Below are 21819 nucleotides of genomic sequence, written 5' to 3'. Positions count from 1 at the left end.
CACACGGAGGAACGGCGGCGCGGCGCTCATGGGCGTACGCCGTCGTGGCGGAGCACCAGCACGGCCGCGTCGTCGCAGTGGCCGGTGCGGTCGGCGACCTTGCTCACCCGCGCGGCCAGCTCCTCCGCGTCGTCGCCGTAGCCCGCGCCGACCAGCCGGGACACCTCCGCCAGCCCCCGGTCGATCGGGTAGGACGGGCCTTCCACCACGCCGTCCGTGAACAGGACGAAGGCTCCCGCCCGGGTCAGCAGGTGCCGGGTCACCGGATAGGTCTCGCCGGGCTGGATGCCCAGTGGCAGGCCCCCGGGGTCCCAGACGACCTCGGCCGGGCGGTCGGCCGAGGCCCGGACCGCGGGGACGTGGCCCGCCCGGGAGCAGGCCAGCTCGCCCGAGGCGGGGTCGAAGCGGAGGAAGGTGCAGGTGGTGAACAGGTCGGTGCCCATCGAGATGAGCAGCTCGTTGACGCCGTGCAGCACCTCGCCCGGGTCGCAGGTGGCGGCGGCGATGGCGCGCAGCCCCGTGCGGACCTGGCCCATGAAGGCCGCCGCCTCCACGTCATGGCCCTGTACGTCGCCGATGGCGAAGCCGATCGAGCCGGTGCCGGGCAGCGCGAAGACGTCGTACCAGTCGCCGCCGACGTCCAGCCCGTCGCGGGCGGGCGTGTAGCGGGCCGCGGCGCGCAGTCCGGGGGGTGTGGGCAGTTCGGTGGGCAGCATATGGCGCTGGAGCGCCGCGGCAAGCTCCACCCGTGCCTGTTGCAGTTTGATCCGCTCGAGGATCTGAGCGGTCAGCCGCCCCAGGGAGCGCAGCGCCTCTTCGGTGCTCTCGTGTGAGGTGGTGCGACGGCGGTTCATCAGTGCTCCGATGGGCACCTCCGGCGATGGCCGGAGGAGCTCTGCCCGGGTCTTATGTTACGCGCGGTCACGGCCGAAGGAGCCGTCGGCGGGCCGGGGAGGGCGGCGCGGACATCGCCATCCGTGCCGGTGTCCGCACCGTACGTGAGCGAGGCGGCGACCAGCTCTCTGTCAGGTCACAGTCAGGCCCGGCTACGCATATGCGCAGCGGCCTTGCCGAGGCCGCCGGTTGACGCCACCGTTGTCCGGCAACGGGCACGCGCGCCGCGCGCCCGTCCTCGACTGGGACCGGAGGTGCCATGGGACCGATCGTTCCACCCCTCGTTCCACCGTATGAGCTCGTCGGCGAAGGACCACGCAGGATCATGGCCGTGCACGGCTGGTTCTCGGACCGCGCCGCCTACGCCGCCATGCTGCCGCACATCGACCGGCGGGCCTTCACCTACGCACTCCCCGATCTGCGCGGCTACGGGGAGGCGCGGGACATCCCCGGCGAGTACACCACCGGCGAGGCGGGCCGCGATCTGCTCGCGCTCGCCGACCACCTCGGCTGGCAGCGGTTCTCACTCCTCGGGCACTCGATGGGCGGCGCCGTCGTACAGCGCGTCGTGGCCGCCGCCCCCGACCGGGTCGAGCGGCTGCTCGGGGTCGCGCCCGTCCCCGCGAGCGGGATGCCGATGGAGGGCGAGCAGTGGCGGCTGTTCACCTCCGCCGCCGAGCGCCCCGAGAGCCGCCGGGCGATCATCGACTACACCACCGGCGGCCGCCACCCGGCCGCCTGGCTCGACCTGATGGTCAGGCACTCGCTGGAACAGAGCGACGCCAAGGCGTTCCGGGCCTGGCTGGACTCCTGGGCCCTGGAGGACTTCCACGAGGACATCGTGGGGGCCCGGGTGCCGGTCCGGGTGGTGGTCGGGGCACATGACCCGGCGCTCACGGCGGAGCTGATGCGGCAGACCTGGCTGCGCTGGTATCCGCGTGCCGACCTCGTCGAGCTGCCCGACGCCGGGCACTACCCCGCCGACGAGGCCCCGCTGGAACTCGTGCGCGCCGTCGAGGACTTCATCACGGCGGACGCGTAATCACGGGCCGGGTGCGGCGGCTTCGGGCCCCGGCCCCGAGCCCGTCCCGGAACCGGAACCGGAACCTGAACCTGAACCGGCAGAGCGTGAAGGACGAGGTGAGGGGGACGGATGCGCCGCCGCGTACTTCGCCTCGCTCTCGCGGTACTGGGGGAGCAGGGTGTTGAGGATGCGGTCCACGTACTCGCGGGTCTCGGCGATCCTCGGGATCCCGTGGGCCCTGAGGACCGCGTTCGGACCGGCGTTGTACGCGGCGAGCGCCAGCTTGGTCGGGTCGCCCGGCAGGTCCTTCACCACGCCGTACAGATGGCACATGTAGCGCGCCTGCGAGGGGATGGCGTCCTTGGGCTCCCAGACATCGGCCTTGCCGTCGCCGTCCCCGTCGCGGCCCCACTCCTTCCAGGTCTCCGGGGCGAACTGGGAGATGCCCTGCGCATGCCCGGAGTCGGCGTCGGGCCGCCAGTCGCTCTCCGCGTGGATCTGCGCGGCCAGCAGCGGCACACTCACCTTGGGGCAGGTGCGGGCGGCCGCCTCGACCAGCGGGCGCTCGGCCTTGGGGATGGTCGGAAGCTCGGGCTCCGAGGGTCCGGTGAACTGCCGTACGACGAGGAGCGCGGCGGCGATCAGCAGGGCGCTGCCGACCAGGGTGCCGGTCGTACGGTTGCGGCGGGTCACCATGCGGGGGCCGGCGGGGTGGGGATACGCATGAGGGGACGGTAACGGGATTTCCGGGCCGGGGCCGGAATTCCTGTGCCCCGCAGCCGTGGCGTCAGGGCTGTCCCGCCGCGCCCGCCGCCGGCTGGGCCGGGAGCGGCTTCTCTCCGGCGGGGCGCCGCATCACATACGCCGCGCCCGCGCCCGCCGCGAAGAGCGCGAGCACCGAGACCGCCGTGCCCAGCCACGTGGCGCCGAGCCACTGGCCGCCGACGTATCCGAGGCTCACGCTGTAGGCGGCCCAGGCCAGTCCGGCCACCGCGGACCAGGGCAGGAACTCCTTGACCCGGCGGTGCGCCGCGCCCGCGCCGAGGCTGACGACCGAGCGCCCCGCGGGCGCGAAGCGGGCTATGACGACCAGCGTGCCGCCGCCCCGGACCAGCGCCGTGCCCAACTTCTCCTGGGCGGAGGTGAGTCGGCGGGAGCGGGCGATGGCGCGGTCGAGCCGGTCGCTGCCGCGCCAGGCCAGCCGGAAGGCGACCATGTCACCGAGGACCGAGGCGGTGGCGGCGCACAGCACGAGGGCGAGCATCTGGGAGAAGTCGGCGGCGCCCGCCTGGACGCGCACCACGCCCACCGCGTCCACGGTGGTTCCGGCGGCCGCGGTGGCCGCCGTGATGACGAGAACACCGCTCGGCAGGACGGGGAGGAACACGTCGAGGAGAACAGAGATGCCGACAACCGCGTAAATCCATGGGGTGTTGGTCAACGCCCCCAGATGTTCCAACAACGCTTCTCCCGATCCGGTTCCCCCCAGCCGTGTCGCCGCTGTGGGGAGCGGCGGACGGCATTCACAGCCATACAGCGTACGCCTGTGACAGGAGAGGATAGCGGTAACGGGCGCTGATGTTGTTCGAATCACGTTGCGCGGGGGTTGCCTCCCCCGGTGACGAAGGGGAGGTACCCCCGCATAACGCGTGAACGCGGCTTGAGGTTTCGGCTGGGGCGGCGCCGACTCAGGCGGCGTGGTTCATGTGGTGGCTCAGACGGCGGTGGGCTGACGGCGCGTCTCGGGGGCCGTGACCGTCTGGCGCGTCGAGCCCAGGAAGCGGTCGAGGGCCCAGGGGCCGGGGCCGGTGAAGACGATGAGCAGGAACGCCCAGCAGAACATCGCGGCCGCCTCGCCGCCGTTCTGGATGGGCCACAGCTTCTCCGGCTGGTGCTCGTGGAAGTAGGCGTACGCCATCGAGCCCGAGCTGATGAACGCCGCGCTGCGGGTGCCCAGGCCGAGCATGACCAGGCCGCCGCCGACGAGCTGGATCACGGCCGCGTACCAGCCCGGCCAGGTGCCCGCGTCGACGGTCCTGCCGGTGCCCATCAGGCCGCCGAACCAGCCCAGGAGCGAGGAGGCGCCATGGCAGAAGAACAGCAGGCCGACGACTATGCGGAAGAGCGAGAGTACGTACGGTCTCGTACCGTCCAGTCGGTCGGCGAGGCCCTGGGGGGTGGCGGACGGAGGCATGGGGACGACTCCTTGTTCCGGGGACGGGAAGCAACGGAACCGTCAGGTTAGGTTCCCCTCACCTTTTGTTGCAAGTTCAAGTTCCGCCAACTCTGACACCGCCGCCCGCAGCGCCGCACGGGCCACCGCATCGGTGTCGCACAAGGTCACCGAGTTGACCCCGGGCCGCGCTCCCGCCGCCGTCACCCAGTGCACGCCCTCCGTCGGCACCCCGATCGCGAAGCGCCGCGGATGGGCCCGGCCCTCCGCGTCCACCAGGCGATATGGGCTCGGGGTGACGTCCAGGCCGCCCGTCTCGTACCCCTCCACCCGGTGCGGGCGGCACGCTCCGGTACGCAGCAGGCGGGCCAGCAACTCGTCCCCCGTACGCCGCAGATCGGGCTCCGGAAGCCGTGCTTCGACGAGCGTCGTGGCCACCACCGGGGGGCCCGGCACCCGGGCGGAGCGGGCGACGAAACCGGGACAATCCCCGGGCGCCGCGGCGGCCTCCGCGGACACCTCCAGATGCGGACCGAGCACGTCCAGCACCCCCGCTTCGATCAGCGCGGCCATCTCCTCGATGCGCCGGCGCGGCGGGCCGATCGACAGAAAGGCGTTGAGCGGGGTGTACCAGCGGTCGAGATGGGCGCGGCGCGACAGCCCCGACAGACCCCCGTGGTCGACGATTTGCCGCAGCTCATTGCGCAGATCGCGAAAGACGTCGAGGGCCGCCTTGACGGGGCCCGACACATTGCCGAGGCGGGCGTGCGCCACGTCCTCGCGCGCGTACGACAGCAGCCACCGCCGGAAGTCCTCCCGGCCGGTGAAATCCCGGCCCTGGTGCGGGTGGGCCACCGCGTCCCAGGACCAGCGGTCAGCCGGTTTGATGCCGAAATCGTCCAGCACCGCCGCCTCTTCAGCCCCACCGTGCTCGGTGGCCAGAAAGCGCCCCCTGAAACCCGTGCGGCCCGTAGATCCCGGCCGCCCCGGCTGACCCGGCTGGCTCGATTCACCCGGCAGGCCCCGCTGGTCCTGCCGCCGGCTCCGTTGCTCCAGCAGCGCCTCGTAATAGACGGTCTCGGCCTCCTTCGCGACCAGCGGCCAGACCTCGGTCAGGAAGTCCGGCGGATCGCCGGATTCCGCGCGCTTGCGGAACTGGGCTATCGCCTCGGGCGTGAGCAGCAGCGGATGGTGCCGCCCGTGCGCCCCCTTCGCGTTGTCGCCCCGCGCTTGGTACGGAATGCCGCGCCGGGAGCCCGCGTACAGCCGCGGTTCGAGGCCCGAGGGACGGTAGACCAGCCGGTCGCCGTCGCCGGGCACGAACCTGCCGCCGCGGCCGACCGTCAGCAGCGCCATGTGGTCGAAGAAGTTGAGGCCCAGGCCGCGCAGCAGCACCGGCTCACCGGGCGCGACCGGCGACAGGTCGAGGTCCGCCGGGTTGGCGGGCGGGTAGTAGCGCAGCCCGTGCAACTCGGCATGGGAGGCGAACCGTTCCTCCGCCTCGTCCGGCACCGTCGGCAGATGGCCCTGGGCGAGCACGACCGCCCGCAGCCCCTCGAGCCGGGTGCCGTCCTCCAGGGCCAGCGTCTGCTCGCCGTCCGCGCCCTCCTCCAGCCGTACGGCGCGCGCCTGGTGCACCCGGACGGTCACCGAGTCCGGCGCGCCCCGCACCGCCTCCGCGAACACCCACTCCAGATAGCGGCCGTACAGCGCGCGGCTGGGGTAGTCGTCCGGGCCGAGGCCGGGGGCGAGCCCGCGGGCCGCGACCCACTCGTGCAGGCTCGGCCCGGTGCGCACCGGGCCCTCGCACTCGACGCTCGCGTCGGTGAACAGAGTCACCTGCGAGGCCACGGTGTTCATCAGCAGCTCGCCCGGCTGGGCCGTACGCCACACCCGGCCGGCGCCGGGCGGGGACGGATCCACCATGTGAACGGTGAGTCGCGCCCCGGGCGCCAGCTCAGGGGCCGAGGCACACAGCCGCTCGAGCACGCTGGTGCCGCGGGGACCGGCACCGACGACGGCTATGGCGTGGGGGTCTCCGGCCAAGATTGTGTCTCCCGGGGCAGATGTGACTCAGGAGTTGCCCATCATGCCGCTCGGTTCCGGCGAATCGCGCCGTGGTACGGAACTCCGGCCTCCGTTGTGGTGCTCATCACGCCGGGCGGGCCTCGCGGCGGAGCCGCGTATCGACTGCGCTACGCGCCCCGCGGGGGCGGGGGTTCGCCACGGCGGGGTCGGTCGACTGGCCGGCGCGCGGGCCGATGCTCGGCTCAGCCCTCGGGCCAGTCCGTCTCCAGGGCCGTGACCAGCCGGGCCCGCTCGCCCGACGGTTCGGGCAGGGCCTGGTCGAGCCGCAGCCGCGCGGCGCGCCCGCGCAGCGTCAGCGTCATCAGCTGATTGCCGAACCACGGGCCGCCCGTCTTGCGCCAGTCGAGCCGGCTCGGGGTGACCCGTCCGTGCCGGGCGAAGGCACGGCCGAGCCGCCTGCCCACCGAACTCCAGCCAAAACGGAAACCGAGCCGGATCGAGGCGTAGGTGCGGTTGTGCACCGGCGAACAGGTCAGCTGGCGCACCTGGCTGTCCGGCGGCTGCGGCCACCGCGACCAGTCGGGCTCGGCGACATACGCGTGATGCACATCGCCCGACAGCACGCTGATCGTCGCCGGCGCCGCGGGCCCGCCGCCGACCTTCGCGATCAGCTCGGTCAGCGCGTCGAAGGACGCGGGGAAGGCGGCCCAGTGCTCCAAGTCACCGCGCTGGCGCAGGTCTTCCGCGAGGCGCGCCCAGCGCGGGCCGCGCCTGCCGCCGCACACCGACGCGTTCCAGGCCTCCACGTCATGGACGAAGTGCGGCAGCAGCCAGGGCAGCGAGGTGCCGATCAGCAGGTGGTCGTACGGGCCGGCGCGGCCGCTCGTGGCGTAGCTGTCCGTGCCGTCCAGCGCCTGCTCGCGCAGCCACGCCAGCTCGGGCTCGGCGACCATCGCCCGCGCGCCCTCCGCCAGCACCCGCGCCGCGCGGGTGTCGACCATCAGCAGCCGCACCCGCCCGAAGTCGCGGCGGTAGCTCCAGCGGGTGTACGTGGGGTCGGCGTCGGCGCGGGCGGCGAACTCCCGCAGCTGCTCCGTGCCGTCGGGCGCGGCCCGCACCGCCGCGTACAGCGGATCGGCGGCCAGCTCGGCGGGGGAGAGGTTGCCCAGGTGCTGGTACACCCAGTACGACATCAGGCCGCTGAGGATCCGCTCCTGCCACCACGGGGTGGCGCGCATCCGCCGCTGCCACGCCTCGCTGGTGTTCCAGTCGTCGATGACGTCGTGGTCGTCGAAGATCATGCAGCTGGGGACGGTGGAGAGCAGCCAGCGCACCTCGGGGTCCAGCCAGGACTCGTAGTACAGCCGGGTGTACTCCTCGTAGTCCGCGACCTGCTGCCACGGGGGCTGGGACACATCGCGCCGCTCGGCGAGCCAGCGGCGGGTCTCCTCGGAGGTCTCGTCCGCGTACACCTGGTCGCCCAGCAGGATCAGCACGTCCGGGCGCTCGGCCCCGGGGGTGCGGGCGAGGGTGTGCGCCAGGGCGTCCAGGGCGTCGGGGCCGACCGGGTCGGGCGAGGCGTCGCCGGGCGGCGCGGCCCAGCGGCAGGAGCCGAAGGCGACGCGCACGGCGGCGGGGGCGGTGTCGCGGGCGGTGTCAGGGGCGGTGTCGGGGGCGCCGGAGTCGGCGTCAGGGGCGTCAGGGGCGGCGGGGGTGCGGATCGTGGAGTCCGGGAAGGCCGTGTCGGGCAGCGGCCACACCTGCTCGCCGTCCAGCAGCACGCGGTAGGCCGTCTCGCCGCCCGGCCGCAGCCCGGTGACCGGGATCAGGGCGTAGTGGTGCCCGGCGATCTGCCAGGTGCGGGCCGCGCCCCCGGCGCCGTCGGCGCAGCGCACCTCGGCCTCGCAGGGCCGGTCGGCCTCGATCCAGACCGTCGCGCTGGTGCCCGTCTCCCAGTCGACATGGCGCAGCAGCGGTCCCAGGCGCAACACGGCCATCCGGCCCTCCTCCGTCGCTTCGTGGCGTGCAAGCGGTCAAGCCGTCACGGTACGGAACGACGGGGGAGGGCGCGGCGGTTCCGGCTCGGCGGTTCGCCGACGTCCCGGACCGGTGGCTGTTGTCGGGGCTCAGCGGCCGTCCGGCGCTCAGCAGCCGTTCAGGATGGAGCTGAGGGTGCTCTTCTCGGCGGAGTCGACCGACAGGTTGTAGTAGTACTTCACCTGCACCCAGGCGCGGACGTAGGTGCAGCGGTACGAGGTGAGCGGCGGCAGCCACTCGGCCGGGTCCTTGTCGCCCTTCGACTGGTTCACGTTGTCCGTGACGGCGATCAGCTGCGGGCGGGTCAGGTCGTTGGCGAACGCCTGGCGCTGGGCGGTGGTCCAGCGGCTCGCGCCGGAGTCCCATGCCTCGGCGAGCGGGACGAGGTGGTCGATGTCGAGGTCGGAGGCGGCGGTCCAGGTGGCGCCGTCGTAGACGGAGTACCAGGTGCCGCTGACCGCGGCGCAGCTGGAGTCCTGCTGGACGTTGGTGCCGTCGCGCTTGAGGACGACCTCGCGGGTGTTGCAGGTCCCGCTCTGGGTGATCCAGTGGGGGAAGAGATCGCGGTTGTAGCCCGTGCGGTCCTCGGTCGCCACGGTCAGCGAGGCGAGGTAGGTGCGGGCGGTGGCGGCACTCACGGGGGTGGGCAGCGCCGCCTGGGCGGCCGGGCCGTTGAACAGGCCGGTCAGCGCGAGCAGACCGGTGGCCGCGGCCAGTACGCTCAGCCGTCGACGCGCGTAGAGCCCGCGCCTGGCGAAGGCATTGCGTATTCGGGACATGCGAACTCCCTTGGAGTGGGGAACGATTCGGCCCGGCCGGAGCCGGGTAACGCGGGGGTAATGCTGTCGCCGGAACGTTTCTCTCCGGGGTGCGACAGGTAACAGATTGGCGACATGGACACGTCATGTCGAGGGGTTCGGGCCGGGTAATTCCCGGCAGGCGCGCGGTTTTGGGTCTACGCCCCGCGTGGTCGGCGGCCTAATGTGAAGCGTGTCCGCCCTCGCAGCCGCCCCCGTCACCGTCGCCACGTCCTCTGCCGCCTCCGCCACCCTGCTCCCGGTCAACCCGGTCCTCGGGATCGTGCTGGGGGTGCTGCTCCTGACCGCCGTGGCCGTCGCCGCCCGGGCCCACCTCGCCGACCGCCGCGACCACCTCTACGCCCGCGCCATCGCCGTCGCGGGGCTGCGCGCCGCGGTCCAGCTGGCCGCCGTCTCGTATCTGATCGGCTGGGTGGTGCGCGCCCTGCCGACGCTGCTGGCCTTCGTCGCGGTGATGTTCGCCGTCGCCGTACGCACCGCGGGCCGCCGCATCACCGACAACCACACCTGGTGGTGGGCCGCGGTCCCGATCGGTGTCGGGGTGGTGCCCGTGATCGCCGTCCTGCTGCTGACCGGTCTGGTCCCGCTCAAGGGTGTCGCCCTGATCCCGATCGCCGGCATTCTCATCGGCGGCGCCCTGACCGTGACCGTGCTCGGCGGCCGGCGCGCGCTGGACGAGCTGACCTCCCGCCACGGCGAGGTGGAGGCGGGCATGGCGCTCGGCCTGCCGGACCGGGACGCGCGGCTGGAGATCGCCCGCCCCGCGGCCTCGGACGCGCTGCTGCCGGGGCTCGACCAGACCCGGACTGTGGGGCTTGTCACACTCCCCGGCGCGTTCGTCGGCATGCTGCTGGGCGGCGCCTCGCCCGTGATGGCGGGCGCGGTACAGCTGTTCGTGCTGGTCGCGCTGATGGCGGTGCAGGCGGTGGCCGTCTCGGTGGTCCTGGAACTGGTCGCGCGGGGGCGGCTGCACCGGGCAGGTCGCGTATCCTTGCCATCAGCAGAAGGGGAGTAGCTCTTCGCCGGACCGTCGACATACTGCCCGCCCCTCGTGGTGCGGGCCGGCGCCCGGAGCGTATGGCACCCGTCCCGATGGGGCGGTGCGTACGCCAGCGAGACCTTCGGCCGCAGTGTCCGACGCTGCCGTGCCGAAGCGACCCCTCCCCAAGGGCCCCTCTCGGTGCGGCCCGACCCCCTTGAGGTAGTCAGCCCGTGTTCAGCTTCACCGTCGCCGCCATCGTCTTCGGCGTCGTCTTCCTGGCCGAGCTTCCCGACAAGACCGCCCTCGCCGGGCTGATGCTCGGCACCCGCTATCGCGCCTCGTACGTCTTCGTCGGCGTCGCCGCCGCCTTCGCCGTGCACGTCACCCTCGCGATCGCCGCGGGCAGCGTGCTCGGGCTGCTCCCGCACCGACTCGTCCAGGCGATCGTCGGAGTGCTCTTCCTCGCGGGTGCGGCGGTGCTGTTCCTGAAGAAGGACGATGGCGAGGAAGAGGTCCGCAAGCCCGCCGACCAGAGCTTCTGGAAGGTCTCCGGCGCGGGCTTCATGCTCATCCTGGTCGCGGAGTTCGGCGACCTGACCCAGATCATGACCGCCAACCTGGCCGCCCGCTACGACGACCCGCTGTCGGTCGGCGTCGGCGCCGTGCTCGCCCTGTGGGCGGTCGCGGGCCTGGGCATCGTGGGCGGCCGCACGCTGATGCGGTATGTGCCGCTGCGGCTGATCACGAAGGTGGCGGCGCTGGTGATGCTGGCGCTCGCGGGGTTCAGCCTGTACGAGGCGGTCGCGAGCTGACGCGGACGCCTCCGGCCCGGGCGTCGGCCCGGGCCGGAGGCGTCATCGCGCGTGAGCCGGCCGGTGGCCGGTGAAGTGGGTCGGTCCGGTGAGTCGGTCAGTCCGTGAAGCGCAGGCGCAGGGCGCCGTCCGGCAGCGCTTCGACGCGGACCTGCTCCAGGTCCCGTACATGCGCGTCCGGGGCGTGGGCCGCGGCCCGGGGACCGACCCCGACGACCCGCATACCGGCCGCCCGGCCCGCCGCGATGCCCGCCTCGGAGTCCTCGAAGACGACGCAGTCCGCGGGCTCGATGCCCAGCTCGGCCGCGCCCTTGAGGAAGCCCTCCGGGTCCGGCTTGCTCGCCCCCACGCACTCCGCCGTGACCCGCACGCTGGGCATCGGCAGCCCCGCCGCGCCCATCCGGGCGCAGGCCAGCCCCTCGTCGGCGGAGGTGACCAGGGCGAAGGGGAGACCCACGAGCGAGGCCAGGAAGGCGGGGGCGCCGGGGATGGGCACGACGCCGTCGAGGTCCGAGGTCTCCCACTCCAACATCCGCCGGTTGTCCGCCAGGTTCTCCTCCATGGGCCGCTCGGGGAGCAGCACCGCCATGGTGGCGTACCCCTGCCGCCCGTGCACGACCTTGATGACGCTGTCCCCGTCGAGCCCCTGCTCGGCGGCCCAGTGGCGCCAGCAGCGCTCCACGACGGCGTCGGAGTTGACGAGGGTGCCGTCCATGTCGAGGAGGAGGGCGCGGGCGGTGAGCGGGGCGTTGGCCGGCATCGGCGTACTCCAGGGCGCGTGAAAAGAGACAAGTGGCCCCGCCCGCCGGTCAGGGGGTGCGGGCGGAGCCACTTTGTTCCTTCACGATACAAAAAGCGCCGCCCATACGCCAGTGCGCCCGCGAATCCCTGGTGGATCCGCGGGCGTCTCTGTTCTGCCGTCGGCGTTCTGGTGTCGTTCTTTACGGGTCGTCTTACGGGTCGTCTTACGGGTCGTCGGTCCGCGACTCCAGGGCGCGGCGCGTATTGGGTCCGTAGACCCCCTTCGGGTCGCCCTCCACGCCGTAGGTGGTCTGGAAGCTGGAGACCGCGTTCCGTACCCCGTCGTCGTACTCGCCGTCCGACGGCCCGAGGTAGATCAGCAGCTGGCCGAGCCGCTTCTGGAGCTCGACCACCTCGGAGCCGCTGTCGCCCTCCTCGAGCACCGGCGGGCCGGTGGGGGTCGGGGTCTCGGTCGGGCCGGGGGAGACGCTGCCGGTGGCGTCGGTCGCCGAGGGCGTGGGCGGGGCGGCCGTCCTGGAGGCCTCATTCGACTTCAGGGTCGTCGGTGCCCGGCTGGGCCGGGCGCTCGGGCTCGTCTCCCTGGAGGCGGAGGGCGTCGAGGTGGGGCCGGCGGACGACGACGCCGAGGGCGAGGGGGCGTCGGATGTCTCGTCGTCCTCGGTGGGCGGGTCGTCGGCGGGGGCGCTGGAGCTCTTGTCCGACAGTGCCCGGTCCGCCTCCTGGTCGTGCTTCTTGTCGCCGCCGAGTAAACCGGTGCCGATGGCCAGCGTGCCGGCCACCGCCACCGCGGCGGCCCCCGAGAGCACCGCCACCACCGGGCCCCGCCGGCTCTTGCGGTGGCGCCCGCCGGGGCCGGGCGCGGCTACGACGTCGGGGGAGTCGGGGGCGTCTGGAGGGCCGGCGGGGTCGGCGCCGGGCCGCGCGGCCCCGACGGTGGCGATGGGCTGAGTGACGGGCTCGAAGCTCCGGGTCGCCGCGCCGAGGCCGATCGCGCCTTCCGCTCTGTCGGCTCTCTCCGCTCTCGCCGCGCTCTCCGCGTTCTCCGACTGTTCGGGATCCGCGTCCGCATCGTGGTCGGCATCCTGGCCGTCGCGGACGGATCTGCGGGTCGTCATGCGCTCGAACAGCCGTACGTCGCGGAGCTCGGGGCCCTGGCGGCGGCGTTCGCCGGAGAACGTGACGTATGGGCGCGGGCCCATGGGGTCGTCCTGTATCTCGTCGTCGGGGCCGTTGCGTCTGCCGTCGCGCAGGCCGTCGCGGCCGTCGCGTATGCGGTCCTCGCTGTCGCCCGCCGCCGTGGCTGCCGCGGCGGCGCGCGCTGCACACGCGCAACCGGGGCGGCCGTTGTCGCGCGCCGGCGCGAAGCAGTGCGGGCAGAGGTCTGCCGTCACAAGTCTTTCCCTCCCTGGAGTCGCAGCGATTATGCAGAGCCTGTCATGTTCCGCGCAGCGCTTCCCCCGGAGTCCAGTGCTCCTCGGCAGGCCGAAACGGGGCATAAAGGCGAGGATGGGGGCAGGAAGGAGAGCCATCATGGCGCAGGACGCGAGCCCGGCCCCTGCTCCGGGCCCGGTGGCGGTCGGCCCGGGAGAGGGCCGTACGAGGCGGACGATCCTCGTGGCGATCGGCGCCCTGCTGCTCGGCCTGATGCTCGCCGCCCTCGACCAGACGATCGTCGCCACCGCCCTGCCCACGATCGTCAGCGACCTCGGCGGCCTGGAGCATCTGTCCTGGGTCGTCACCGCGTATCTGCTCGCCGCGACCGCCGCCACCCCGCTGTGGGGCAAGCTCGGCGACCAGTACGGGCGCAAGAAGCTCTTCCAGGCCGCCATCGTCATCTTCCTCGTCGGCTCGGCGCTGTGCGGGCTGGCCCGGAACATGCCGGAGCTGATCGCCTTCCGCGCGCTCCAGGGGCTGGGCGGCGGCGGGCTGATCTCGCTGTCCATGGCGATCGTCGGCGATATCGTCCCGCCCCGCGAACGCGGCCGCTACCAGGGCCTCTTCGGCGCGGTCTTCGGCGCCACCAGCGTGCTCGGCCCCCTGCTCGGCGGGCTCTTCGTCGACCACCTCAGCTGGCGCTGGGTCTTCTACATCAACCTCCCCCTCGGCATCGTCGCACTCGCCGTCATCGCCACCGTCCTGCACATCCCGGCCGGCGGCGCCCGCCACACCATCGACTACCTCGGCACCTTCCTCATCGCCTGCGTCGCCGCCGCGCTGGTGCTGATGACCTCACTCGGCGGCGTCACCTACGCGTGGGGCTCCTGGCAGATCGTCGGGCTCGGGGTGGCGGGGCTGGTGCTGCTGGCGGCCTTCGTCCGGGTGGAGGGGCGGGCCGTGGAGCCCGTGCTGCCGCTGTATCTGTTCCGCAGCCGCACGTTCGCGCTCTGCTCGGTCATCAGCTTCGTGGTCGGCTTCGCGATGTTCGGCGCCCTGACCTACCTGCCGACCTTCCTCCAGGTCGTCCAGGGCGTCTCGCCCACCCTGTCCGGCGTCCACATGCTGCCGATGGTCTTCGGCATGCTGCTCGCCTCCACCGGCTCCGGCCAGATCGTCAGCCGCACCGGCCACTACAAGGTCTTCCCGATCCTCGGCACCGGCGTCGCCGTCGTCGGCCTGCTGCTCCTGCACCAGCTGAAGCCCTCCAGCAGCGTGGCCGCGACCAGCGCGTACTTCTTCGTCTTCGGCTTCGGGCTCGGCCTGGTCATGCAGGTCCTGGTGATCATCGTGCAGAACTCCGTCCGCTACCAGGACCTGGGCGTGGCCACCTCCGGCGCCACCTTCTTCCGCTCCATCGGCGGCTCCTTCGGCGTCTCCGTCTTCGGCACGATCTTCGCCAACTCCCTCGCCCCGCACCTCACCCGCGTACTGGCCGGGCAGCGGCTGCCCCCCGGCACCAACCCCGGCGCGCTGAGCGCCGATCCGCGGGCGGCGAGGCTGCTGCCCCCGGCGCTGCGGGCGAGCGTGCTGGACGCGTACTCCGTCTCCATCACCAATGTGTTCCTGTACGCGGCGCCGGTCGTGGTCATCGCCTTCGTCCTGGCCTGGTTCCTGCGGGAGGAGCCGCTGCGGGCCAGCGTCACCGCGCCCGAGGCCAGCGAGGTGGTCGCCAGCAACCCCGTCCAGCGCTCCTCGCGCGACGAGGTCGCGCGCGCCCTCTCGGTGCTCGGCAGCCGCGAGGGCCGCAAGCAGGTCTACGAGGACATCACCCAGCGCGCCGGGCTCGACCTCAAACCGGCCGCGAGCTGGATGCTGCTGCGCATGAGCCACCGCGGCGGGGTCGAGCCGTTCCAGCTGATCGAGCGTTCGACCGTGCCGCTGCGGGCCATCACCGAGGCGGCCCGGCAGATCGAGGAGCGGGGGCTCGGCGCACGGGACGGGGTGGCGCTGGTGCCCACCAGGGCGGGGAAGGAGGTGGCTGAGCGGCTCTACCGGGCCCGCGAGGAGTCGCTGACGGAGCTGCTGGGCGACTGGTGGTCCCCCGACCGCCCGACCGACCTGGTCGAGCTGGTGCGGGAGCTGAACCGGGAGCTGTGCGGCTCGGACGGGGAGCGGCCGGACGACGACGGGGACACGCGCCCGCCGGGGCCACGGCGGGCGGCGTGAACCAGGGGCGGGTGACCGACGGCTCGGCGGTCAGCCGAGGCGGCCGCCGTCGAGCCGCTTGCCCAGCCAGACCTCCGAGTACGGCCCCTCGCAGAACGGCGGCACGTCCGCGTACCCATGGCGCGCGTACAGGGCCCGCGCCTCGGTGAGGTCCAGCCGCGTCTCCAGCACGATCCGCCCGGCGCCCAGCCCGCGCGCGGCCGCCTCGGCCGCCGCGAGGAGCACGGCGGCCGCGCCGAGGCCGCGCATGGCGGGCCGTACGAACATCCGCTTGAGCTCCGCCGTACGGCCGCCGCCGTCGCCGTCGCCGTCCAGCAGCCGCACGCCCGCGCAGCCGGCGGGCTCGCCGCCGCGGTGGGCCACCAGGAACGCGCCGTGCGGCGCGGCGAGGTCGTCGCTCGGCATCTCGGCGAGGTGCTTCTCGATCTCCTCGGGGGTCGTGGAACGCCCCTCGTACAGCTCGTACCAGCGGTCGGCGACATCGACGAGGTACTCGCGCAGCAGCCCGGCCGAGACGGGGTCGTCGACCGGGCGCGCGGCGACCGTCCAGGGCGCGCTGGGGCGGGGGAGAGACGTGCTGGTCATGGCGGGCATCCTGGCACCCGCCGCCGGACCGCGCACCCGAGTTACCGTGCGGGGCGCGCGGGCCGCGCGGGCCGTGAGAGTCAGCCTGCCGTCCACGGGCGGAGCTTGTCGGGGTTGCGGACGACCCAGATGTGCGTGATCCGGCCGTCCGTGACGTCGAACGCGTACACCGTCACGATGACGCCCCCGTACTGGCCCACCAGGCCGGGCCGGCCGTTGACCGTGCGCTCCAGGACCGTCAGGTCGCCGGATGCCCGGCCGGCGAGCTCGACGATGTACCGCGCGATCCGCTCGCCGCCTTCGATCGGGTGGAGCGCGGCGCTGACCAGGCCGCCGCCGTCGGCGGTGAGGGTGGCGCCGGGGTCGAGGATGCCGATGAGGGAGTCGATGTCCCTGGCTTCCCACGCCTGTTTGAAGCTCCTGACCAGGCCGGCCTGTTGGGCCGCCGGGGCCTCGGGCGGTCCGGAGGCGCGGATGCGGCGGCGGGCCGCGGAGGCCAGCTCGCGGCATGCCGCCGGGGTGCGGCCGGTGATCTCGGCGATTTCGGCGAAGGAGTAGCGGAAGACGTCGTGCAGGATGAGCGCGACGCGCTGGGCCGGGGTCATCGATTCGAGCACGACGAGGAAGGCCATGCTGACCGACTCGTCCAGCGTGACCCGGTCGGCCGGGTCGGCCGGGTCGGCGGTGGTGTGGCCCGGCCGTCCGCTGATCCACTCGGTACGGTCGGGCAGCGGTTCGGGAATCCACTCACCCACGTAGCGCTCGCGCCGGGCCCGCGCCGAACCGAGCAGGTCCAGGCAGATGCGGCTGGCGACCGTGGTCAGCCAGGCGCCGGGCGACTCGATGGCGTCCTGCTGCTGCCGGGACATGGCGTACCAGCGGGCGTACGTCTCCTGGACGGCGTCCTCGGCCTCGGCCAGGGAACCGAGGAGCCGGTAGGCGAGATTGATCAGCTGACTGCGCTCGCTGATGATCGCGCTCAGGCCCGCGTCGGGCGCGGCGGGCGCGTCGGACCGGTCGTGTCCTGGCACCGAGTGGTTGGTCATGGTTCCGGATGCTCCCTGCGTCGGATCTGCCCTCATCAGTCCGACGAGACAGCGCACGCAATTGTCAGGCCGCCGCGCCCCTGACATTCCGGCGGGCCGTGTCGTCGTACTGCTCGGAGGAGCTCACGCGAGACATGAAGGAGACACGATGACCAGGATCGGGATCATCCTCGGCAGCACCCGCCCCGGCCGCAGGGGTGAACAGGTCGCCCAGTGGGTCCACGGCGCGGCAACGCGCCGCACGGACGCCGAGTTCGAGGTGATCGACCTGCTCGACCACCCGCTGCCGCACCTGGACGAGCCCACGCCTGCGGCGATGTCAGCGGGCCGGTATCAACACGGGCACACCAGGGCCTGGGCGGATGCCATCGCCTCCTTCGACGGGTTCGTGATGGTCACCCCCGAGTACAACCACTCCATCCCCGGAGCGCTCAAGAACGCCATCGACTACCTGTGCGCGGAGTGGAACAACAAGGCGGTCGGGTTCGTCTCCTACGGCGCCGCGGGCGGCGCCCGCGCGGTCGAACAGCTGCGGCTGATCTGCGGGGCACTTCAGATGGCCGATGTGACCCCGCAGGTCGCCCTGTCGCTGCTGACCGAATTCGAGAACTACACCACTCTCAAGCCGGGCGACCACAACGCCACCGCCCTGGACGCGCTGCTGGACCAGGTCATCGCCTGGAGCACCGCCCTCGCCCCGCTGCGCACCGCTTCCCCCGTCACCGTCGCCTGACCGTCTTGAAAGGATGGGTAGAAATGCCCACGCAACGCGAGATCGAAGAAATCAGGATCCGGCAGCAGGTCGAGAAGATAGTCGAAGGAATCCGGGCCAAGGATCTCGACGGCCTGAAGCAGCTCTACGCGACGGACATCGTGTCCTTCGACGTGGAGCCGCCGCTCCAGCATGTGGGGACAGAGGCGAAACTGAAGAACTGGACGAACGCGTTCACGTTCTTCCAGGATGTGAATTATGAAGTTCGCGACCTGACGCTCACGGTGGGCGATGATGTGGCGTTCGGGCACTTCTTCGGCCGGCTCAGCGGAACGCTGAGGAACGGGACGGCGACCAGCGGTATGTGGGTCCGGGCCACTCTCTGCTTCCGGAAGACCGACGGCAATTGGCTGATCGCGCACGACCAGGTTTCCGTGCCGTTCGATATAGCGAGCGGCAAGGGAGTGACCGACCTCGAACCCTGACGATTCGCGCACGTTCGGGACGCCCCGGTCCGTGCAGACCGGGGCGTCACCGGCCGCGCAGCGAGCGGTTCACCCCTCGAAACGGGCGACGAAGCGGCGCTGCCAGGGGGTCTCCACCGCGCGCGACGTGTAGTGCTCCCGGACGTACGCCACCGCCTCGCCGCCCGGCACCCCGTCCAGCACGGCGAGGCACGCCAGCGCCGTGCCGGTGCGCCCGATCCCGCCGCCGCAGGCGACCTCGACCCGCTCGCCCCCGGCGCGCTCCCACGCCTCACGCAGCGCCTCCCCTGCCGCCGCACGGTCCGCCGGCAGCCGGAAGTCCGGCCAGCGGACCCAGCGGGTCTCCCAGGACACGGCGGGCGGCTCCTTGCCCAGCAGATACAGCGCGAAGTCGGGCTCCGGCCCGTCCGGCAGGGGGCGGCGCAGCCCTCTGCCCCGTACGAGTCGTCCTGAGGGCAGCCGCAGCACGCCCGCCGCCGTGGGCTCCCAAGTGGTGGTCATCCGAGCGAGCGTAGACCGCGCGCCCGCCCGCCACCCGGAATTCAGCTCAGCGCTAAGAACGCTGACGGGCTGCACCGCCCAGCGGACCTATGGGGCGTCAGCCCCCGTGACATCGGCGCGAACCAGCCGGTCGTAAGCCACATCGAGCCTGTTCGCGATCTGGTCGACGCCTATGGTGTCAAGGCCCTTCTGCCTCGCGCTCGCAGCCGTCGCGGCCGAGAACGCGGAGTCGAACAGAGCCCACGAGTCAGCCGTGTAGTCGGCCTGCGACGGAGTTCCGACCTTGTCCAGGCTGTTCCGGATCGGTGTCGTATCCACAGCGCCCTCCACATGCCCGGAGAAGGTGTTGAAAGCGTCGAGGACGATCTTTCCGGAGGCGAGGACGAACTTCGCCGTGTGCCGGCCGTCAGGCAGTCCGCGGAGCATGTACGTCGCGAGGCGCTTGTCCGTGCTGGACGTCTTCGCATTCTTTGCGACCAGCTTGCCGTCGACGTAGACATCGAGCACGGCGCTACCGTCATTGCCACCGATGACGTCGATGCCCGTGCCGGTGAACGGAACGGTGAACGACGCGCCGGCTTCCGTGCTCGTCGACGTCGACCTGTACCAGTCCATCGCGTCGCCGAACGAGCTCTTTCTGTTCCACGTGCCCTCGTACCCGACCGAGCTGTCCATGTTGTCGAGCTGCGCGCCGGCGTAGGGCGTGTATCCGTCGACTTTCTCGACCTTCAGATTGTCGAACGCCGTCTTGTAGAAGTCGGTGCCGAGCTTGACGCGGCCTTCCATCTGAGGAGTGGGGTCCTCGTACGTGTAGACGGATTTTCCGTCGATGAAGGTGGTGATCCTCGCCCCCTTCGCCTCGATGGCGAGACGGTAGGAGTCAGCGGGCGCGACGTTCCCCTTCTTGACCTCCGTGCCGTACTCGTAAAACGTCCAGGTGCCGTTCGGGGCGATGCGGACGTTGTACGCGGCGTCGCCGGCCGCCATGCCCTTTTGCTGGCGGACGCCCAAGGTGGCGAGTCCGCCGTCCCGGTCCGGGAACGAGACGTCGACCGTGGCCTTGTAGTTCTCCCAGCGGAAGTCGCCGACCGTCGTGTTCGGCGTGTTCCGGTTCCAGGCGTGGGTGTCATTCATGGACTGGTCCGTGTACTGGTAGAGCACGTTGTTGCCGCGCGCGTCCTTCCCGACTTCCCAGGCGCCGGTCTGGTCGACCATGTAGCGAGGCTGATTGCCACGCGACTTCAGGTAGGGCTGGGACACCTTCCTCGCGCCATTGCCCGTCCCGACCTGGACATCGCCTTCCTCTTCGTACCCGAAGTCGTCGGCGTACAGAACGTTGTCGCTCGTGTCGCGCTTCTTGCCGGTCGCGTCCGTGTCGAGCACCGTGCGGTTCCCGGACTCGGGCAGACGTTGCTTCATGGCCTTGTCGTGGCTCTTGTCGAGCGTTGTCAAGGTGACGATCGACCTGGGCTTGACCGTGTAGGTGTAGTACCCGTTGCTGTCGGGTTGGATCTCGTCGACGAGGTGCTTGAGGTTCGCGCCGTACGCCTGCCCCGCGTCCGCTCCGCGCGTCTCCCAGATCTCCATCGTCGGATCGCCGAGTCGCATGTTCTCGGCTTTGATCCGGTAGGTCTTGAACCGGTCGCTGTCGTTGACGACGACCGTGGAGAAGTCCTTCTTGCGGGGATCTGCGAGCGTCATGTAACTCGGAGCCCCGTTGGAGCCGTCGACGTTCTCGGTGCCGCTGACCCCGCTGTAACTGGCTTCCGGCACGGTGCGCCAGATGCCCGCGGTGTTCGTGTCGTTTTCCCAGCCGGTCTTCGCGAACTGGGTGAAATGCTGCATCACATAGACGGCCGCGTCGTAGTGGAAGTAGCCCGACCACGGGTCGCGCGCGCTGACGAGTTCCTTGTGGCTGTACTGCGCGCCTTCGTAGAAGGACCCGATCGCCGGTTGGAAGATGTAGTGCGTCCTCTTCGAGTTCGCGTAGCTCTTGACAAGGCGGTTCGCAAGGTCGAGAGCGCTTTGGACGCCACCGATGCCGGTGCTCGTTCCGTTCGGCCCTTCGGTGTTGTTGACGCGGTACTCGGTGTAGCCGAACGAGGCCGTGCCCTCGCTGTACCAGACTTCCTTGTCCTCGTCGTACTTGTTCTCGCCGGTCGCCAGCTTGGTGTACGGGAGGTACGTGTCGCCGCCGGGATCCCCTTCGCGTCGGTCATCGGTGTTGTAGTGGTAGCCCACCGCATCGACCGTGTCGAAGAGTTGCTTGTCGCTCAGCAGTGCAGGCCCGATGTTGTGTGTGTTGTTCTCATCGGAGGCGACGATCTTGATTTTCTGGTAGGCCTTCCTGACCTTGTCCTGCTTGCCTGCGGGGATGTTGTAGCGCGGGTTCGCGAAGTCGGTGTCGGTGAGAATCGCGTTCTTGTACCACTTGATGAAGGACTCGTCCGGATCCCGCGTCTCGTTCTTGTCCGGGTCGACGTAGTCGACCATGTACCCGTACTTCTCGTAGGCGTCGAGGATCGTCTCCTTGTACCACTGGTACATGTCATCGGAGCCCGTCCCCTTGTCCCATTCTTTCTGGACCCATTCGGGCATTTCCCAGCGGAGAATCGAGACCTTGAGGTTCGGATTGACCGTCTTGGCGTCGGCGGCCAGCTGGAAGCCTGGGGAACGGGACGCGTCAGCGAGTTCGTCCGGTGTGCGCATGGTCGCCGGATCGGAACCGGTCGACGTGTTCGTGTCCGTTCCCATCTCGATCTTGACATGGTTGATCAGTGGGCTCTTGCCGCCGAACAGAACCCTGATGAGCTGCCAGTACCGTTCGGGGTGCTCCGCCTTGTAGTCCATCAGCAGGTTGCTCGTGCTGTTACAGCTGAGCACGCCGAGGCCCTTGTAGGTCAAGCCGTTTTTGTTGTCGCTGCGAACGTTGTCTCCGTCGACTATGACCTCCACGGAATCATCCGCGGTGTAGGCGGCAGGGGCGGCGATCACCCCTGCCGTCAGTGCCATTGCGGACGCGGCGGCAAGTGACATCCACCGAAGTCTTCTCTGTCTGCCCATCCGGCTTCGACTCCTTCTTCTTGTTGGAAGCGGTCCACGATGCCGCTCGCCACTCGCCACTCGCCGCGTCAGGCCCGGCGGCATCGGGAAAACACCGGTGATCGCGCCCTCAGAAGGGCTGGGCGGTACACGAGGCCCGGCCGATCGCCTTACGCCCCATCAAATGCGCAGGCTCGGCGCCGCGTCGGCGTTGCTGCGGCGGCAACTGTCGCGCGAAGCGCCATTGCGTCCTCCTGTACCGAGCGTGTGCCGGCACAGTTCAGTAGCTGCCGTAGGCTGAAGTCAATAACTCTG

General features: G+C 71.3%; 19 protein-coding genes. 6 read left to right on the top strand and 13 right to left on the bottom strand.

The features are described 5' to 3' along the window. Positions 1-26 precede the first annotated feature (26 nt). On the bottom strand, positions 27-854 hold the full coding sequence (locus ABTY62_RS23065) for a PP2C family protein-serine/threonine phosphatase (RefSeq protein ID WP_352131309.1): 828 nt from the start codon (positions 852-854) through the stop codon (positions 27-29). A 299-nt stretch (positions 855-1153) separates the two neighbouring features. On the opposite strand from ABTY62_RS23065, the gene ABTY62_RS23060 reads away from it, so the two are divergent. Beyond that, positions 1154-1936: an alpha/beta fold hydrolase gene (locus tag ABTY62_RS23060; RefSeq protein WP_352131308.1), complete on the top strand. Its 783-nt coding sequence runs from the start codon at positions 1154-1156 to the stop codon at positions 1934-1936. Here ABTY62_RS23060 and ABTY62_RS23055 read toward each other — a convergent pair whose 3' ends face one another. The 6 genes from ABTY62_RS23055 to ABTY62_RS23030 form a co-directional block, all read right to left on the bottom strand. Further along, entirely contained in the window at positions 1937-2614 is a 678-nt protein-coding gene (locus ABTY62_RS23055; protein ID WP_352131307.1) for a lytic transglycosylase domain-containing protein, read from the bottom strand. A 91-nt stretch (positions 2615-2705) separates the two neighbouring features. Continuing rightward, a complete protein-coding gene (locus tag ABTY62_RS23050; protein ID WP_352131306.1) occupies positions 2706-3380 on the bottom strand; it encodes a DedA family protein in 675 nt (224 codons plus the stop codon). Between the two features lie 252 nt (positions 3381-3632). After that, the gene (locus ABTY62_RS23045; RefSeq protein WP_311722790.1) at positions 3633-4112 is read right to left on the bottom strand and encodes a DoxX family protein; all 480 of its coding nucleotides are present in this window, start codon (positions 4110-4112) and stop codon (positions 3633-3635) included. Between the two features lie 42 nt (positions 4113-4154). After that, positions 4155-6137 carry an FAD/NAD(P)-binding protein gene (locus ABTY62_RS23040; protein ID WP_352131305.1) on the bottom strand — a complete coding sequence of 661 codons (1983 nt, stop codon included), beginning with the start codon at positions 6135-6137 and terminating at the stop codon, positions 4155-4157. A gap of 224 nt (positions 6138-6361) precedes the next feature. Beyond that, positions 6362-8116 carry an alkaline phosphatase D family protein gene (locus ABTY62_RS23035; RefSeq protein WP_352131304.1) on the bottom strand — a complete coding sequence of 585 codons (1755 nt, stop codon included), beginning with the start codon at positions 8114-8116 and terminating at the stop codon, positions 6362-6364. Positions 8117-8263: 147 nt separating this feature from the next. Continuing rightward, complete coding sequence (locus tag ABTY62_RS23030) at positions 8264-8935, bottom strand: HNH endonuclease family protein (RefSeq protein WP_352131303.1); 672 nt, start codon at positions 8933-8935, stop codon at positions 8264-8266. A 211-nt stretch (positions 8936-9146) separates the two neighbouring features. Between ABTY62_RS23030 and ABTY62_RS23025 the strand changes: the two genes are divergently transcribed. After that, positions 9147-9989, top strand: coding sequence for an ABC transporter permease (locus ABTY62_RS23025; RefSeq protein WP_352131302.1), 843 nt, complete (start codon positions 9147-9149; stop codon positions 9987-9989). A 197-nt stretch (positions 9990-10186) separates the two neighbouring features. Beyond that, on the top strand, positions 10187-10768 hold the full coding sequence (locus ABTY62_RS23020) for a TMEM165/GDT1 family protein (RefSeq protein WP_352131301.1): 582 nt from the start codon (positions 10187-10189) through the stop codon (positions 10766-10768). A 97-nt stretch (positions 10769-10865) separates the two neighbouring features. Here the strand turns inward: ABTY62_RS23020 and ABTY62_RS23015 are convergent, their stop codons facing one another. Together ABTY62_RS23015 and ABTY62_RS23010 are read right to left on the bottom strand one after the other, a co-directional pair. Further along, on the bottom strand, positions 10866-11528 hold the full coding sequence (locus tag ABTY62_RS23015) for an HAD-IA family hydrolase (RefSeq protein WP_352131300.1): 663 nt from the start codon (positions 11526-11528) through the stop codon (positions 10866-10868). Positions 11529-11733: 205 nt separating this feature from the next. Beyond that, positions 11734-12921 (bottom strand): peptidoglycan-binding protein, encoded by a 1188-nt coding sequence (locus ABTY62_RS23010; RefSeq protein ID WP_352131299.1) that lies wholly within the window; start codon positions 12919-12921, stop codon positions 11734-11736. Positions 12922-13060: 139 nt separating this feature from the next. Between ABTY62_RS23010 and ABTY62_RS23005 the strand changes: the two genes are divergently transcribed. Continuing rightward, positions 13061-15133 (top strand): DHA2 family efflux MFS transporter permease subunit, encoded by a 2073-nt coding sequence (locus ABTY62_RS23005; RefSeq protein ID WP_352131298.1) that lies wholly within the window; start codon positions 13061-13063, stop codon positions 15131-15133. Positions 15134-15163: 30 nt separating this feature from the next. Here ABTY62_RS23005 and ABTY62_RS23000 read toward each other — a convergent pair whose 3' ends face one another. Beyond that, positions 15164-15718 (bottom strand): GNAT family N-acetyltransferase, encoded by a 555-nt coding sequence (locus tag ABTY62_RS23000; RefSeq protein WP_352131297.1) that lies wholly within the window; start codon positions 15716-15718, stop codon positions 15164-15166. Positions 15719-15798: 80 nt separating this feature from the next. Beyond that, positions 15799-16764, bottom strand: coding sequence for an RNA polymerase sigma factor SigJ (gene sigJ / locus ABTY62_RS22995; protein WP_352131296.1), 966 nt, complete (start codon positions 16762-16764; stop codon positions 15799-15801). Positions 16765-16912: 148 nt separating this feature from the next. Here sigJ and ABTY62_RS22990 point away from each other — a divergent pair, with 148 nt between their 5' ends. Beyond that, complete coding sequence (locus ABTY62_RS22990) at positions 16913-17497, top strand: NADPH-dependent FMN reductase (RefSeq protein ID WP_352131295.1); 585 nt, start codon at positions 16913-16915, stop codon at positions 17495-17497. A gap of 23 nt (positions 17498-17520) precedes the next feature. Further along, positions 17521-17961, top strand: a complete 441-nt coding sequence (locus ABTY62_RS22985) for a YybH family protein (RefSeq protein ID WP_352131294.1) — start codon at positions 17521-17523, stop codon at positions 17959-17961. 69 nt (positions 17962-18030) lie between these two features. Here ABTY62_RS22985 and ABTY62_RS22980 read toward each other — a convergent pair whose 3' ends face one another. After that, positions 18031-18462: a protein-tyrosine phosphatase family protein gene (locus ABTY62_RS22980; protein WP_352131293.1), complete on the bottom strand. Its 432-nt coding sequence runs from the start codon at positions 18460-18462 to the stop codon at positions 18031-18033. Positions 18463-18549: 87 nt separating this feature from the next. Further along, positions 18550-21498 (bottom strand): GH59 galactosidase, encoded by a 2949-nt coding sequence (locus tag ABTY62_RS22975; RefSeq protein ID WP_352131292.1) that lies wholly within the window; start codon positions 21496-21498, stop codon positions 18550-18552. Positions 21499-21819: the final 321 nt, after the last annotated feature.

The sequence above is a fragment of the Streptomyces sp. NPDC097640 genome (assembly GCF_040302705.1).
In the GTDB taxonomy this organism is placed as follows: Bacteria; Actinomycetota; Actinomycetes; order Streptomycetales; family Streptomycetaceae; genus Streptomyces.
Note: the sequence above shows the minus strand (reverse complement) of the source record. Positions and strands in the feature narration are given on the sequence as shown.